Below are 14,814 nucleotides of genomic sequence, written 5' to 3' on the forward strand. Positions count from 1 at the left end.
AGTTCCCCCTCAATTTTGAAACGTTAGAATGCATATCGCTGTGGCCCACCGCGCCGAATTTCCTCACTGGCATAGGCTTCAAATTGTTTAAAATTTTTACGAAACGCATTTGTTAATTTAAATGCCGTTGTATAGTACGCTTCATCATTGTTCCATGTAGCACGGGGACTTAAGACACTTGTTGGCACTCCCGGGCACGACCTTGGCTGTGCCACTCCAAATACCGAATGAATATGGTAATCGTCATAGTTATATAAACCTAGATCCCCATTTAAAACCGCATTGATCATGGCACGCGTGTACTTCAATTCCATTCGTGTACCCACACCGTAAGCCCCCCCTGTCCAACCTGTATTCACCAACCACACATTAACCTCGGCTTCTTTCATTTTTCTACTCAACATCTCTGCATATTCAGCGGGGTGCAACGGCATGAAAGGAGCACCAAAACAGGCTGAAAAAGATGGAACCGGTTCGACAACACCTGCTTCGGTACCAGCTACTTTTGCCGTATAGCCCGATATAAAATGATAGGCAGCCTGACTTGGAGTGAGTTTTGATATCGGAGGAATTACCCCAAAGGCATCGGCCGTCAAAAAGAAAATATTCTTGGGGTTGTTGCCAATAGAAGGTTGCTGAATGTTTTCAATATGATAAATAGGATAACTTACCCTTGTATTTTGGGTAATAGAGGTATCTGAAAAATCAACTTTCCCGTTGTTATCAAGCACAACATTCTCTAGAATTGCACCCTTTTTTATAGCCCCAAAAATCTCGGGCTCTTTTGCTTTTGACAAATTAATAACCTTGGCATAACACCCTCCTTCAAAATTGAATACGGCATTCTCATTATTCCACCCGTGTTCGTCATCTCCTATCAGTTTTCGGGAAGCATCGGTAGACAACGTAGTTTTTCCCGTTCCCGACAATCCGAAGAAAATAGCTGTCTCACCATTCTTTCCGATGTTCGAGGAACAATGCATTGGCAAAGTTTTTTTATAGACCGGAAGTATAAAATTCAAAGCCGAGAAAATCCCTTTTTTTATTTCACCAGTATACCCCGTACCACCGATAAGTGCAATTTTTTTGGTGAAATTCAGAATTGCGAAATTATGTTGTCGAGTACCATCTGTTATCGCATTTGCCATAAAACCAGGTGCATTGATTACGGTCCATTCAGGCTCAAAATTCCGAAGTTCTTCCTTCGTAGGTCGTATAAACATATTATATGCGAACATATTCGACCAAGGATATTCGTTAATTACCCGAATATTCATTCGATAGTTTGCATCGGCACAGGCATAACAGTCACGCACAAAAAGTTCCTTTCCATCTAAATATGAAATGACCTTTTTATAAAGTTTGTCAAACTTATCAGCCTCAAAAGGAATGTTGACCGGGCCCCACCAAACCTTATCAGCGGTGACCTCATCTTTAACAATAAACCGATCTTGAGGCGACCTTCCCGTGAACTCCCCAGTATTGATGGCCAAAGCACCAGAATCAGTTTCTTGCCCCATGTTCTTATCCAAAGTAATTCTATGGAGTTCCGCAGGTGTGAGTTGGTAATGTAGCGTACTATTTTCGATTCCTAAGGCAGCAAGCGTGATTGATTTTTTCATTTATTTGCGATATCTTCACCCAAAAGGATGGTTATAGATACAAAATTATCATAAATATATCATTTTACCTCAATTAATGAGAATATATTAATTCCATTGCCTAAAGACGCGATAGCCTAAAAAAGACCATCCTAAAATAAGAAGCAGGCCCCCGATAGGGGTGACAAATCCAATCGTCTTAAAATCAAAATTGGTCAAGGTATTTGTCGCCAAAAAATATATGGAAAAAGAGAATAAAATTGTTCCAACCATAATCAAAAGGAAAACGGTTTTTTTACTTTGTTCGGGCAATTGCTTGACATTTGACAGAATCATTAAAAAAAGCGCATGATAAAGTTGGTATTTCACTCCGGTTTCAAAAATTCCAACAGCATCGGCATCTACCATTTTCTCAAGTCCGTGAGCCCCAAAAGCGCCCAGAATTACGGCTAATGTACCCAGAACAATTCCGGAAAGAAATATTGTTTTGTTCATAACATCGTGTGCTTTACTTTTTATAAATGTAACATTTTGATACCTTAGTATCAATTTTTATAGCAAAACTAAACAAAACCCATGGTGCGCAATATACTTGTGGTAGGGGCAGGAAAATCGACCTCTTATCTATTGGATTATTTTTTAAGCAAACTGACAGAAGAAAAGCTACACCTGACCATTGCCGACCTCCACCCTGAAAACTTACCGAATAAAATTACGACGCACCCATCATGTGCTGTCATCACCTTGGATATTTTTAACGACAAAGCGCGAAGAAAGGTTATTGAAAAAGCCCATATTGTTGTATCTATGCTTCCCGCCCGGTTTCATTTAAAAGTGGCCGAAGATTGCCTGAGTTTTGGAGTACATCTGGTCACCGCAAGTTACATCAGCCCCCAACTACAGGCGCTAGACAAGCAGGTTAAAGAAAAAGGTCTTGTTTTTATGAACGAAATAGGTCTTGACCCCGGAATCGATCATATGAGCGCCATGCAAATTTTGGATAGAATTCGCTCCCAGGGCGGAAACATTCTTTTATTCGAATCTTTTTGCGGAGGCTTGGTAGCACCAGAAAGCGACAATAATTTATGGAACTACAAATTCACTTGGAACCCACGTAACGTGGTCATTGCCGGTCAAGGAGGTGCGGCACAGTTCATTCAAGAGGGCACCTACAAATACATCCCTTATCATAAACTTTTTCGTCGTACCGAATTTTTCGAAATCGAAGGCTATGGCAAATTCGAAGGCTATGCCAACCGCGACTCCTTAAATTATCGGGAGGTATACGGTCTTCAGAATGCGCTTACCTTATACCGCGGAACCATGCGTAGGGTCGGTTTTTCAAAGGCATGGAACATGTTCGTGCAATTGGGTATGACCGATGATGGCTATACCATAGAAAATTCAGAAGGTATGTCGTATCGCGAATTCACCAACCTCTTCCTGCCTTACTCTCCCACAGATTCCGTAGAACTAAAACTGCGACATTATTTGAAAATCGATCAAGATGATATCATGTGGGGAAAATTGCTAGAACTACACCTTTTTGATGCCAATAAAACCGTATCGCTTAAAAATGCTACACCGGCACAAATACTTCAAGAAATTTTGGAGGAAAGCTGGACACTTGGTGACAAAGACAAAGACATGATTGTCATGTATCATAAGTTCGGCTATGAAATTCAAGGTAAAAAACAGCAATTGGACGCCAAAATGGTGGTAATAGGAGAAAACCGAACCTACACCGCAATGGCGAAGACCGTAGGGCTGCCCGTTGCAATAGCCACTTTACTTATCCTGAATGGAAAAATCACAAAGGCCGGAGTACAAATTCCTATCAACAGTGAAGTCTACCAACCGATTTTGGAAGAATTAAAATCTTATGGCATCACCTTTAATGAATACAGTGTTCCGTATTTAGGTTATAATCCGAATACCGTAGCCGGTTAGGCACTTAATTGTACAAGATATTATTTTCTCTAAATAAACCGCTATTTTTGTTTCATACTGATAAAAAAATGGCAGACATAAAACATATTGGAAAAACCGTTCGCTGGGGTATTATCGGATGCGGTGACGTAACCGAGGTCAAAAGCGGCCCAGCCTATCAAAATACCGAAGGCTTTGAAATTGTTGCCGTTATGCGGCGAAATGCAGCAAAGGCGGCCGATTACGCAAAAAGACATCATATTTCAAAGTTTTATACAGATGGAGATGATTTAATCAATGATACCGAAGTAGATGCCGTTTATATAGCCACGCCGCCCGACTCCCATAAATATTACGGATTAAAGGTTGCCGAGGCCGGAAAAATATGTTGCATTGAAAAACCTATGGCTCCCACCTATGCAGATAGCCTAGAAATTTATAATGCCTTTCATAAAAGGAACATTCCCCTCTTTATCGCCTATTATAGAAGATCATTACCTAGGTTTACTAAAATAAAAGAATGGCTAAACAGCCAAAAAATCGGGGAAATAAGACATATCAAATGGCACTTAAGCAAACCGCCATCTAAACAAGACTTAAGCGGAGTAGACAATTGGCGTACCGATGCCGAAGTCGCCCCAGGTGGCTATTTCGATGATTTGGCGAGTCATGGTCTCGATTTGTTCACTTACCTTCTTGGACCAATTGACCAAGTTCATGGCATAAGCCTGAACCAACAAAAGCTTTATACGGCTAAAGACGCAGTCGCTGCCTGCTGGCTTCATGAAACCGGGGCCACCGGTGAAGGAAGTTGGAATTTTGGTAGTTGGGAACACAGAGATCAAGCGGAGATTATCGGAAGCACGGGAAAAATTTCTTTTTCAATTTTTCATGAAAACCCTTTAAAACTTGAGTATAAAGACAGCTCAGAAGTCTTGGAAATAGAACATCCCGATCATATTCAAGAATTTCACGTTCAAGATATTAAAAGCCATTTGGCTGGAGAACGAACGCATCCATCCTTAGGGGATTCAGCACTTCATACCAGTTGGGTTATGGATAAAATTCTAGGGGTATTGTAAGCTCTAATTTGAAATAATCACAGAATTCCCGTTGGCCCTAGCATGGTATTCAAGCATATCGTAATAGCGATTGCCATCATCAGGTCGGTTTAGTTGTTGACCGGTAAACAAACTGTATTCATAGTCTTCGCATGAGCAGGTCGCGACTTGCCCTTCGAAATCCATTGTTGAGCAATCATTAGGAGCGTGGTTGGGGCAACTTGCCTCGAATACCCTGAATTGATCAAAACCGGTATTAATTACGAACACTCCCCGGTTACCCACACCCTGACTAAGAACAGGCACAACATTGCCTACGTTAGTTAATGGGCTATACGAAGGTAAATTAAGGTTAAGTTCGAACTGAAACCCAATTTCCTGCAAGTAGGGGTTTCTAACCGTTCGGTCACTACTACAGGAAAGCAACAGCAGAATTATAAATGGTATCAAAAAATGTTTCATAGTGTAATTTCAAATGCCCGATTGTTCGACAAAGTTGAACAAAAATTATGTATATTTGCGTTAAATCCTCTCTAAAAAGCCGGGTAAACCACGTGCAATGCAGAGGATTTTCGTATTAAGGAAACCCTGTTGGACACACGCAACATAAAGTAATCATTCATACTTACAATGATGAACATTTAGGTTGCAATTCAGAAAGAGGTGTGCACTACATGATAAGGTTTTTTTTACTATTGTTTTAAACGTAAAAATCATGAGTAACGTATCATATTATACCCCTGAGGGATTAAAAAAATTAAGGGACGAACTAAACCATCTAAAGGATGTTGAACGCCCCAAAGCTTCACAAGCCATAGCGGAAGCCCGAGACAAAGGAGATCTTTCCGAAAATGCCGAATATGATGCCGCAAAAGAGGCACAGGGCTTATTGGAGCTCAAAATATCAAAGATGGAGGAAACGCTATCCAATGCCCGTTTAATCGACGAATCACAATTAGACACCTCTAAAGTGCTGGTGCTTTCCACCGTGAAATTAAAGAATCAACAGAACGGAATGGAAATGAAGTATACTTTGGTCGCCGAAAGTGAGGCCGATCTAAAGAACGGAAAAATATCTGTAAGCTCTCCAATTGGTAAGGGTCTGCTAGGCAAAAAAGTAGGCGATACCGCAGAGATTACTGTTCCGAACGGAACTTTAAAATTTGACATTCTCGAAATTACAAGAAAGTAACATAAAGGCCTAGCGGAATTGAAACGCCAAGTCAGGCCATTATATTTAAAGCTTATGTCGAGTATTTTTACAAGAATTATCAATGGCGAAATACCTTGCTACAAAATTGCCGAGGACGAAGATTTTTTTGCTTTTTTAGACATTAATCCCAATGCTGTTGGCCACACATTGTGCATTCCGAAAAAAGAGGTAGATAAAATTTTTGATCTTGATGAAGCTACTTATCTGGGTCTCATGGCCTTTTCCCGAAAAATAGGTTTAGCCATTGAAGATGCCATAGATTGTCAACGCGTAGGAATGACAGTTATAGGCTTGGAAGTACCCCATGTACATGTTCATTTAATACCGCTGAACAAAATGGGCGACGCCACTTTTCAAAACAAAGTTTCACTTTCAAAGGAAGAGTTCGAAACTATTGCCGACAAGATTCGTGCGAAACTGAAGTAATCAATTCAACTACCATTTTGGAAAATTATTGACGTTATCACATTTTAAATCGGCAACTAGAGCGGGCTTCCTTGCAAGAGAAAATAAACCCCTGCGCCAACAACGACAATTAACAACAGCATTAGAACATAAAACAACAAGGTGAAGCGCATAGTAGTGCGTTTAGGGGCCGCCATTTTCTGATAGTACTTAAAAGTACGTTCAATGTCTTCCGTCCAATTAACAGGATAAATAATCGAATCACACTTATTGCATTTGATTTGACAACTAACTTCATCTGTTGTTCGATGGAAAAATTTGCCGTGTTTGTGTTTTTGATAGAAGGTAATCTTCATATCTTGATTAAAACATTCAGGGCAGTTGTTAGTGAGGTCAGCCTCTTTGATGACTTCCAATTCTTCCTTTGCCATAATCATGGATTTATTTTTAACGAAATCTGCATAATTGTACCTTCCTTACTTGATGAAAGTACTTTTATTTTTCCTTTGTGATATTCCTCCACTATTCTTTTAACAAGACTAAGACCCAAACCCCACCCTCTTTTTTTGGAAGTTACGCCTGGATTGAAAATCGATTGAAAATCACTCTTTGATATACCATGTCCTGTGTCAGTAACAAGAATATTTACATATTTTCCATCAGGAATAATTTCTATCGAAATACTACCTTTTCCCTTCATCGCATCAATTCCGTTCTTGACAAGATTCTCGATAGTCCAATTATACAAAGGTCTATTCAATTGAACCGATAAACTCTCTATTTTCGAATTAAAAGAAAAATGGATCAATTTTGAACTTCGATGCCTCAAATAGTCATAAGCATCCCGAGTTTCTTCGACAATATCATACTCATCAAGTTTAGGTAGCGACCCTATTTTTGAAAAACGCTCGGTTATCGTTTCCAAACGAGAAATATCCTTTTCAATTTCCTTTGTAATCTCAGGACTTATTTTCTCAGTCTTCAACAACTCGTTCCATCCTAACAACGATGAAAGCGGGGTTGCAATTTGATGCGCTGTTTCTTTGGCCATACCGGCCCAAAGTTTATTCTGTTCCGACGCCTTGCTTGTTTTAAAAAAGAAGTAAATGACTGCCCCGAAAAGAAAAATAATCAGCAACAAAGCAATTGGGTAATACTTCAGCTTCGTCAACACCTCTGAATTTCCGTAATACAAAGTCGCCAGGTGTTCTCCCTGTTGATCTATTGAAATGGGAGTGTTTTCATCCCTAAACCGAACAATTCGGTTTTGAATATACAAACTGTCAGAAGCCAGTTCGCCAGGCATGTTGTTTGTCTTTGTCGAACCATCTTTATTGACCAGAATCATCGGTGTCGAAGTATTGTTCTGTAGCACCTTAATCGTAAGATTCCCTGGATCGTCTTCAATGGAAGATTGCAGTAGCTCAAGTTGAGCAGTGGCCCAAATCTCCATCTTAAGCCGTTCTTCCTCTTTGAACTTTTTAAAGAAACTATTGGTATTCCAAAGAATCAGACTAACAATAACAAAAGATGCTATCAATAAAAATATGTTGGAAGTCTTTCCTTTGAGGTAAAAGTTCATCGAATGTGTTCTTGCATTAAAGATAACGTAAAATGATGCAAATTCGTACTTCGAGCACTCCTGTACTTATTTCAAATAGAATTCAAATTGCATATCTTTATGGGCCATGGCAAAAATGATTTCCATACTGCCCGATGAAATGGATACCAGCGCATTGCACGGCCACCTTTTGGGTGCTGTAGGCCCCAGACCCATTGCTTTTGCAAGTACTGTTGATTCTCAGGAAAGACCCAATTTATCACCATTTAGTTTTTTTAATATTTTTAGTTCCAATCCTCCAATTTTAATTTTCTCACCCTCTAGAAGGGTTCGTGACAATTCGACTAAACATACTTTGGAAAATGTCTTAAAAACCAAAGAAGTAGTCATTAATATTGTCAATTATGCCATGGTGCAACAGATGTCTTTGACCAGTACCGAATACGGGGAAGGGATAAACGAGTTTATCAAATCAGGACTCACCATGTTGCCATCGGATATCGTAAGACCCTTTCGTGTCGCCGAATCACCTGTACAGTTCGAGTGTAAAGTGACCAAGGTAGAAGCCTTGGGCAATAAGGGTGGGGCTGGAAATTTAATTTTTTCCCAAGTTGTCAAAATGCATATCAAAAGTAATGTGCTCGACAAAAATGGCACCATTGACCCATCGAAAATCGATCAAGTCGCTCGCATGGGAGGTAATTGGTACAGTCGAGCCAATCAAGGATTGTTTGAAGTGCCCAAACCTCTTTTGACCTTGGGAGTCGGAGTCGATAAAATACCAGAAAATATTCGTTTGAGCAAAGTTCTAACGGGCAATGACCTAGGGTTATTAGGTAATGTGGCAAAGATTCCCGATGCAGAAGAAGTAGCTAATTTTATGGCAGATCACCCCAAAATCAGAGCTATAAGAATTAGTGGAGATACCAATAAAATTCATAAAAAAGCCCAAGAATTCATACAAAAAAACGATGTGCTCTCGGCATGGAAAATGTTACTACCCTAATGAAAAGAATACAATTATTCGAGTTTGAAGATTTCAGTTGGTTTCCGACTAACATTCGTAGCTATATGACCAACCTCATAGTTCATCTTCAGCGAAAACTTGGCATAGGCGAAGTATTGTCCGATTTGATTGCCGAAATACTAAAAGAGAAAAATATATCACAAATTGTCGATGTGGGATCTGGTTCGGGAGGAACCATGCCAGACGTTATTAAAGCACTACACGAAGTTCATGGTTTGGGTGAGGTCAAACTGGTAATGACCGATTTATATCCGAATCCTGAAATGGTCAAAAAATACAAGATGGCTAAAGGAGAATCTATCATCTATCATGATGTTTCGGTAGATGCCACAAACATCGCCACGGCTCCGACAGGACTCAAAACCATGGTCAACAGCTTTCACCATATGCCACCGAAAAAAGCTCGCAAAATTTTGGCCTCGGCCCAAGAGAATCGACAACCATTGCTCATTTATGAAATGGGAGAAAATAACATCCCATTACTGATATGGTGGCTTTTACTACCAATTTCGTTGATCGTACTAATTATTATGGTTCTTTTTATGACACCATCTGTAAAACCCTTAACTTGGCAGCAAATTATATTTACTTATTTGATTCCCGTAATCCCGGTTTGCTTTGCTTGGGACGGACAAGCCTCTCTACCGAGGATGTACACTTTCAAAGACCTTGACGCCTTACTCGACGGATTAGGAACAAGTAATTATATATGGAAAAAAGGACAGGCAAAAAAAAGCAATGGTAAAAAACAAGGAACTTATTTGATGGGAGTTCCTGTTTGAATAACTAAACAAAGAGAATTTAGAACGTAATAAACAGTAACATGGAAGTACAAGGAAAGATTAAGGTAATAGGAGAGACTCAAACATTTGGAAACAATGGATTTCGAAAAAGAGAAGTAGTCGTTACCACGGAAGAGCAATACCCACAACACATCATGGTGGAATTTGTACAGGATAAGACCGACCTACTCAATAATTTTAGCGTTGGTCAACAGGTAAAAATAAGTATTAACTTAAGAGGTAGGGAATGGACCAACCCTCAAGGTGAAACCAAATATTTCAATTCAATTCAAGGTTGGCGTATTGAAAATTTGCAAACCGAAGCGGCCAGCAGTAACATTCCTCCAGTGCCTCCTACGGAAGCTTTCGAACCTGCCGACAATTTGAACGAAGAAGATCACGACGATTTACCTTTTTAAGCAAAGATTGTTTGAATTTAGACCCACTTTTATATGAGGCAAAAGACCTGACAAGTTTTCAAGACTTGTCAGGTCTTTTTATTTCTCGTTAGTTCGATACTTTAAGACCAAAACCGTTGTATTGAAGCACTGTTTCGGTTTTACTCCCTATCTTTCAACAATATCTTTTGCAAACAGGTATTGATTTAAATCAATACCAGATTTCGTCCCCTTTGATTAATTTAGACGATGCTAGTTTTCAGGGAGTATAATTTTATTCCGAAATATGAAATGAACCACCAAACGCCCATTCCTTTTTTAACGCAAAAACTGGAATTTCCATCGGTCGAAACGGCCAATGAGGAAGGACTCTTAGCCGTAGGTGGAGATTTATCCACGGAAAGGTTATTGCTTGCCTATCGAAATGGCATTTTCCCTTGGTTCAACGACGACTCGTTGATACTTTGGTGGAGTCCCGACCCTAGAATGGTCCTGTTTCCCGACCAGCTGAAAATTTCAAAAAGTATGCGGAAAGTTTTAAGGGACCATACGTTCACCTTGACCAAAAACACACAGTTTGAAAATGTGATAACTGCCTGCGCAACAGTCGAAAGATTAGGACAACCAGGTACCTGGATTACCAAACGGATGAAGGCAGCCTATATGCAGCTACACACCATGGGCGTAGCCTTGTCTTATGAGGTTTGGGAAGCGGGCCAACTCGTAGGTGGATTGTACGGTATCGATCTCGGTCACGTCTTCTGCGGCGAAAGCATGTTCAGCAAATCAAGCAATGCCTCTAAGTTCGCTTTTATAAAATTGACCCAAGAACTAAAAGAGAAAAACTACCGTCTTATCGATTGTCAAGTATACACCAAACATTTAGCTAGTCTTGGAGCCGTTGAAATACCTAGAACGTCTTTTATCAACGTACTTAAGACAAAACCGAAATGCTAGTACAATATACGATCGTGGTTAGCCGGTAGAGCCATGGACAAATCTTTCAAACCTCCTTTCGCATCGAATTTAACCACATACTGTTCTCGGCCACCCTTATTCTTCCCCATGACCAGAAGACGATATTGATTCGTTGGCAAATGCAAGTTCTGGAAAGCATTTTTAAGGTGGGAATGTACTTTTTCCCTAGACGTAATCGGATATTCTTGATACATTCTGCGAATTTTTACTTTTTCAAAGCGATTTTGAAGATAACCACGCATTGCGGCATAGGTGTCTGAGGGCACGTCTACTTCCTTTACCCCAAAACCTACTTTGAGCAGATTCCCGTTCGCATCAAAATGCATTTGATAATGTAGCCGTTGCATCTTGAATTTAAGCGTATAGCTTGTTCGTACAGTATCGACCGTCTTATAGTAGCGAACTCTTGTTAGTTCAGAGCGCCCGACAGTTTTAAATAAGGTATCTATTGAAATGGAAGGAAATTGTACTTTTTTAATTCGATGTTCGCCTTCAACACCGTTCTGACCAAAAACGGTCATATTAGCTAAAAACAAGAGCAGAAGCAAAAAAGACTTACACCTCTTCATACCTAAAGCAACTGGTTTCATGATCGTTTACCATTCCGGTCGCCTGCATATAGGCGTACATCACCGTACTACCCACAAATTTGAATCCTCTTTTCTTTAAGTCTTTACTGATTTTATCTGAAACTTCAGTAGTTGCAGGAGCCTTTCGATAGTCTTCAACTTTATTTACAAGGGGTACTCCATCTACAAAATTCCAAATATAGGTGCTGAAACTTCCAAATTCCCTTTGAATGGCCATGAATGCTTGTGCATTGGTTACCGTGGCGTTTACTTTGAGCTTGTTACGAATGATACCGGCATTCTGCAAAAGCACATCTTTTTTAGCCTCATCATATTGGGCGATTTTTTCATAATCAAAATTATCGAAGGCTTCACGGAAATTTTCACGTTTTCGAAGAATGGTTATCCAACTTAAACCAGCTTGAAAAGTCTCTAAAACCAAAAATTCAAAACTAGTCTTATCGTCACGTACAGGCACGCCCCATTCAAAGTCATGATAATCTTCGTAAAGTTTATCACCCTTGCACCAGCCACATCGATTTTTTTGCATGAAATCCGCTTTGAATTTAAAGATATGGGAATAAAATGAAACAGCTGGTAAACCCATTCAAAAACTTGAAATGGCTGTACCAACTGTTATGAAAACCTGTATGAAGTTCTTGAGTTACCTATGGTCGAACAATAGCTTCTTGCTTTTTACTACTTACATACTTTAATTCGCCTGCTGCCAATGCTTTTTCTATATCTGAACTAACCTTTGGATAGAACCTAAAAAAGGGCTGCCCATTTTGACGTTCGAGAAGCGCAGTAGAATTTTCGGTACCCATTTTTTTAACGACGACCTTTTTTCCAATGAGATTATTAAAATTTGCAATCGCCCCTCTTTTTAAAATAATATTCTTACGAGGAAAATCAATATGTTGGTAGCCATCTACAGAAGGCTCCCCTAAAGTCAACACACTTCCCTCTTTGACAATGGGCTCGTTCTCTTGCGCATTTAGCATTGCAAACGAAGCAACTAATGATAAAACTAAAAACGTATTTTTCATGACTTTTATATTAAATGATTTATTCGAAAATACCAATATTTAACTATTTAAAAAGTATTACCATCGTTAAAAATTAGTTAATATATTACAATGTAATAGTAATACTATTAACTTTGAAGTATGGACGAACTGCTGCACTCCGTAAGGATTCAAATTAACGAAAAAATCTATATCAAAGACCCGGAATCTTCCAATCTCGGTAAACGTATCATTGAAGAAAGCATCATCATGATATATGAAATGGGTTTTGAGAGTTTTACCTTCAAGAAACTGGGTAAACGCATAAAATCAAACGAAAGTTCGGTTTATCGCTATTTTGAGAATAAGCACAAACTACTGCTCTATCTAACGTCTTGGTATTGGGGCTGGCTTGAATACCAGCTTGTATTCACAACCAATGGTATGGCCGACCCCGTAAAAAAACTAAAAAAAACCATCGAAATCCTTACAAAATCGACCGAAGAAGATTCGGCCTATTCACATATTAACGAGGTATTTTTGAACAAAATCGTAATCAATGAAAATTCAAAATCATATTTGACCCAAGAAGTAGATACCGAAAACAAAGACGGTTATTTTACAATCTATCAACGGTTGGTCAAACGCTTGAGCACCATGATAACCGCCGTAAACAATGATTTTCCATACTCCGCAAGTTTGGCCAGCACGGTTTTAGAAGGTTCATTGCATCAACACTTCTTAAAAGACCATTTTTCTTCATTGACCGATTGCCATGAAAACAACCACCCTACACCATATTTTATTCAACTTGTCTTTAGCATACTACAGACAACCCCAAAATTACCACAATAGCAATGCCGACAACTTGAAAAACTTCCGCTTGCCGAAAAGTTTGTAAGGTTCTATGCCCCTATACTACCAATTCATTTTCAAATAAAATCGATATAATCTATGAATACCCCAACACAAGAGCTTACAAAGAAAACAACTGAAGAATTATTAGAGGAAAGTCTCCCCCAAGCAATGACCTATGTCGATTACCGTGAAATGGTCGCCCAATTGGTATTGGAAGGAAAATCAACTGGCCCTGATCAATCGGAAGCATTACGTGATTATACCCTCTTAAACCATAATCGGATGAGGAGATGGGATAAAACATTACGGTTATCGGAGGATACCATCAACGAAATTTCAAAAATAGACCATAAGCGAACATGGGTCGTCTTGACCGAAAGTTGGTGTGGAGACGCGGCCCCATCATTGCCGGTGATGCATAAAATGGCTTCTTTGAATTCTAATATCAACTTGAAAGTTTTATTGCGTGATGAAAACATTGAGTTGATGAACCGTTTTTTGACCAATGGGGCAATGTCTATACCTAAATTGATCGTTATCGATGACACAACAAATACAATTTTGGATGAATGGGGACCTCGCCCGGTAGAAGCGGCCGAAATGGTAAAAACTCAAAAGAACAGTCCCGAGGGTTTGACCCCTGAATTTAGGGAAACACTTCAATCATGGTACAATAAAGACAAGGGAAAAAGTATCGCCAATGAGCTCTTATCGAGCCTTCTGCTGAAATAAATAGGTAATCGTACCTTTTTGTTGACCTTTATCGGAAGAATTAAATTTGGCTTTATAGGCGTATGTAATTGCGTTATCAACCAAACAACCGTTCGAAGTGCCTGAACTTTTCGAATTAAAATGTGCATCGAGAACATTGCCCAATCCGTCGACGGTAATATTAATGACCACTTTTCCCCCTTCGATACAGGTATAAATTGGAGGTGGCAGTTTGTAATTATTTCGATTGACCAATGAATAGGAAACTGACGTTCTTCGTTTGGCCAGATTATTGGTAAACTCTTTTTTCTGCGCTTCCTTCTCGCCCAACAACTGTCTTTGTTCCCGGCGTCTTTTGGCCATTTCCTTTACACGGGCAACATAATCACTATCGGTACTCAATACATCGGTAGTTTCTTCATTTTCGCTAGCAGACTCCTTCTCCTCCATCAACTCCTCCAAGGTTTTTAGAGGTTCAGGATTACCATAACTCGGCTTTGCCGTTTCATTAAAGGCCATATGGCTCTTTATGGGGTCGGCCTCGGCCATTTCTTCCACTAATTCTTCTTCCTCAACCAGAAGTTCCTCATCATCGGCCAACACCATTTCTACTACATACTCCTCCCGCTCCTCTTCCTTACCCAGGTGAATGTTGAATAAAACCAACACCACGATAGACATGGAAAAAAGAGTAATCACAAGTGATAATTGTTT

Annotated in this window: 19 protein-coding genes; 10 read left to right on the forward strand and 9 right to left on the reverse strand. The window is 39.6% G+C overall.

From position 1 onward, the window contains the following. Nucleotides 1-23 precede the first annotated feature (23 nt). Nucleotides 24-1,622: a phosphoenolpyruvate carboxykinase (ATP) gene (gene pckA, locus AACZ88_RS05270; RefSeq protein ID WP_339707229.1), complete on the reverse strand. Its 1,599-nt coding sequence runs from the start codon at nt 1,620-1,622 to the stop codon at nt 24-26. 87 nt (nt 1,623-1,709) lie between these two features. Beyond that, on the reverse strand, nt 1,710-2,096 hold the full coding sequence (locus AACZ88_RS05275) for a DUF423 domain-containing protein (protein WP_339707232.1): 387 nt from the start codon (nt 2,094-2,096) through the stop codon (nt 1,710-1,712). Nucleotides 2,097-2,177: 81 nt separating this feature from the next. On the opposite strand from AACZ88_RS05275, the gene AACZ88_RS05280 reads away from it, so the two are divergent. Both AACZ88_RS05280 and AACZ88_RS05285 read left to right on the forward strand, forming a co-directional pair. Beyond that, entirely contained in the window at nt 2,178-3,551 is a 1,374-nt protein-coding gene (locus AACZ88_RS05280; RefSeq protein WP_339707235.1) for a saccharopine dehydrogenase family protein, read from the forward strand. A gap of 68 nt (nt 3,552-3,619) precedes the next feature. Further along, nucleotides 3,620-4,612, forward strand: coding sequence for a Gfo/Idh/MocA family oxidoreductase (locus AACZ88_RS05285; protein ID WP_339707238.1), 993 nt, complete (start codon nt 3,620-3,622; stop codon nt 4,610-4,612). A gap of 3 nt (nt 4,613-4,615) precedes the next feature. Here AACZ88_RS05285 and AACZ88_RS05290 read toward each other — a convergent pair whose 3' ends face one another. Next, the gene (locus AACZ88_RS05290; protein ID WP_339707241.1) at nt 4,616-5,053 is read right to left on the reverse strand and encodes a hypothetical protein; all 438 of its coding nucleotides are present in this window, start codon (nt 5,051-5,053) and stop codon (nt 4,616-4,618) included. Nucleotides 5,054-5,306: 253 nt separating this feature from the next. Here AACZ88_RS05290 and greA point away from each other — a divergent pair, with 253 nt between their 5' ends. Together greA and AACZ88_RS05300 are read left to right on the forward strand one after the other, a co-directional pair. After that, a complete protein-coding gene (gene greA / locus AACZ88_RS05295) occupies nt 5,307-5,783 on the forward strand; it encodes a transcription elongation factor GreA (protein ID WP_339707243.1) in 477 nt (158 codons plus the stop codon). A 54-nt stretch (nt 5,784-5,837) separates the two neighbouring features. Further along, a complete protein-coding gene (locus AACZ88_RS05300) occupies nt 5,838-6,230 on the forward strand; it encodes an HIT family protein (RefSeq protein ID WP_339707246.1) in 393 nt (130 codons plus the stop codon). Between the two features lie 56 nt (nt 6,231-6,286). On the opposite strand, the gene AACZ88_RS05305 is transcribed toward AACZ88_RS05300, so the two are convergent. Both AACZ88_RS05305 and AACZ88_RS05310 read right to left on the reverse strand, forming a co-directional pair. Further along, nucleotides 6,287-6,640 carry a hypothetical protein gene (locus AACZ88_RS05305; RefSeq protein ID WP_339707249.1) on the reverse strand — a complete coding sequence of 118 codons (354 nt, stop codon included), beginning with the start codon at nt 6,638-6,640 and terminating at the stop codon, nt 6,287-6,289. 2 nt (nt 6,641-6,642) lie between these two features. Further along, nucleotides 6,643-7,791: a HAMP domain-containing sensor histidine kinase gene (locus AACZ88_RS05310; protein ID WP_339707252.1), complete on the reverse strand. Its 1,149-nt coding sequence runs from the start codon at nt 7,789-7,791 to the stop codon at nt 6,643-6,645. Nucleotides 7,792-7,906: 115 nt separating this feature from the next. On the opposite strand from AACZ88_RS05310, the gene AACZ88_RS05315 reads away from it, so the two are divergent. The 4 genes from AACZ88_RS05315 (at nt 7,907) to aat (ending at nt 10,934) form a co-directional block, all read left to right on the forward strand. Further along, a complete protein-coding gene (locus tag AACZ88_RS05315) occupies nt 7,907-8,776 on the forward strand; it encodes a flavin reductase family protein (RefSeq protein WP_339708214.1) in 870 nt (289 codons plus the stop codon). Continuing rightward, nucleotides 8,776-9,579, forward strand: coding sequence for a hypothetical protein (locus tag AACZ88_RS05320; protein WP_339707255.1), 804 nt, complete (start codon nt 8,776-8,778; stop codon nt 9,577-9,579). Before AACZ88_RS05315 ends, AACZ88_RS05320 begins: the two co-directional genes overlap by 1 nt. Before the next feature lie 41 nt (nt 9,580-9,620). Further along, the gene (locus tag AACZ88_RS05325; protein ID WP_339707258.1) at nt 9,621-9,998 is read left to right on the forward strand and encodes a DUF3127 domain-containing protein; all 378 of its coding nucleotides are present in this window, start codon (nt 9,621-9,623) and stop codon (nt 9,996-9,998) included. A gap of 228 nt (nt 9,999-10,226) precedes the next feature. Beyond that, nucleotides 10,227-10,934, forward strand: coding sequence for a leucyl/phenylalanyl-tRNA--protein transferase (gene aat, locus AACZ88_RS05330; RefSeq protein WP_339707261.1), 708 nt, complete (start codon nt 10,227-10,229; stop codon nt 10,932-10,934). Here aat and AACZ88_RS05335 read toward each other — a convergent pair. The 3 genes from AACZ88_RS05335 to AACZ88_RS05345 form a co-directional block, all read right to left on the reverse strand. Further along, nucleotides 10,931-11,524, reverse strand: a complete 594-nt coding sequence (locus AACZ88_RS05335) for a hypothetical protein (RefSeq protein ID WP_339707264.1) — start codon at nt 11,522-11,524, stop codon at nt 10,931-10,933. The genes aat and AACZ88_RS05335 overlap by 4 nt on opposite strands. After that, complete coding sequence (locus AACZ88_RS05340) at nt 11,511-12,074, reverse strand: DNA-3-methyladenine glycosylase I (RefSeq protein ID WP_339707267.1); 564 nt, start codon at nt 12,072-12,074, stop codon at nt 11,511-11,513. Before AACZ88_RS05340 ends, AACZ88_RS05335 begins: the two co-directional genes overlap by 14 nt. A 118-nt stretch (nt 12,075-12,192) precedes the next feature. Further along, complete coding sequence (locus AACZ88_RS05345; RefSeq protein WP_339707270.1) at nt 12,193-12,573, reverse strand: hypothetical protein; 381 nt, start codon at nt 12,571-12,573, stop codon at nt 12,193-12,195. A 120-nt stretch (nt 12,574-12,693) separates the two neighbouring features. On the opposite strand from AACZ88_RS05345, the gene AACZ88_RS05350 reads away from it, so the two are divergent. Further along, complete coding sequence (locus tag AACZ88_RS05350) at nt 12,694-13,386, forward strand: TetR/AcrR family transcriptional regulator (protein ID WP_339707273.1); 693 nt, start codon at nt 12,694-12,696, stop codon at nt 13,384-13,386. Between the two features lie 99 nt (nt 13,387-13,485). After that, nucleotides 13,486-14,121, forward strand: coding sequence for a thioredoxin family protein (locus tag AACZ88_RS05355; RefSeq protein ID WP_339707275.1), 636 nt, complete (start codon nt 13,486-13,488; stop codon nt 14,119-14,121). On the opposite strand, the gene AACZ88_RS05360 is transcribed toward AACZ88_RS05355, so the two are convergent. Continuing rightward, the gene (locus AACZ88_RS05360; RefSeq protein ID WP_339707278.1) at nt 14,098-14,799 is read right to left on the reverse strand and encodes a hypothetical protein; all 702 of its coding nucleotides are present in this window, start codon (nt 14,797-14,799) and stop codon (nt 14,098-14,100) included. The two genes, AACZ88_RS05355 and AACZ88_RS05360, sit on opposite strands and share 24 nt — an antisense overlap. Nucleotides 14,800-14,814: the final 15 nt, after the last annotated feature.

Origin of the sequence: uncultured Kriegella sp. (genome assembly GCF_963975415.1) — a bacterium.
In the GTDB taxonomy this organism is placed as follows: domain Bacteria; phylum Bacteroidota; class Bacteroidia; order Flavobacteriales; family Flavobacteriaceae; genus Kriegella.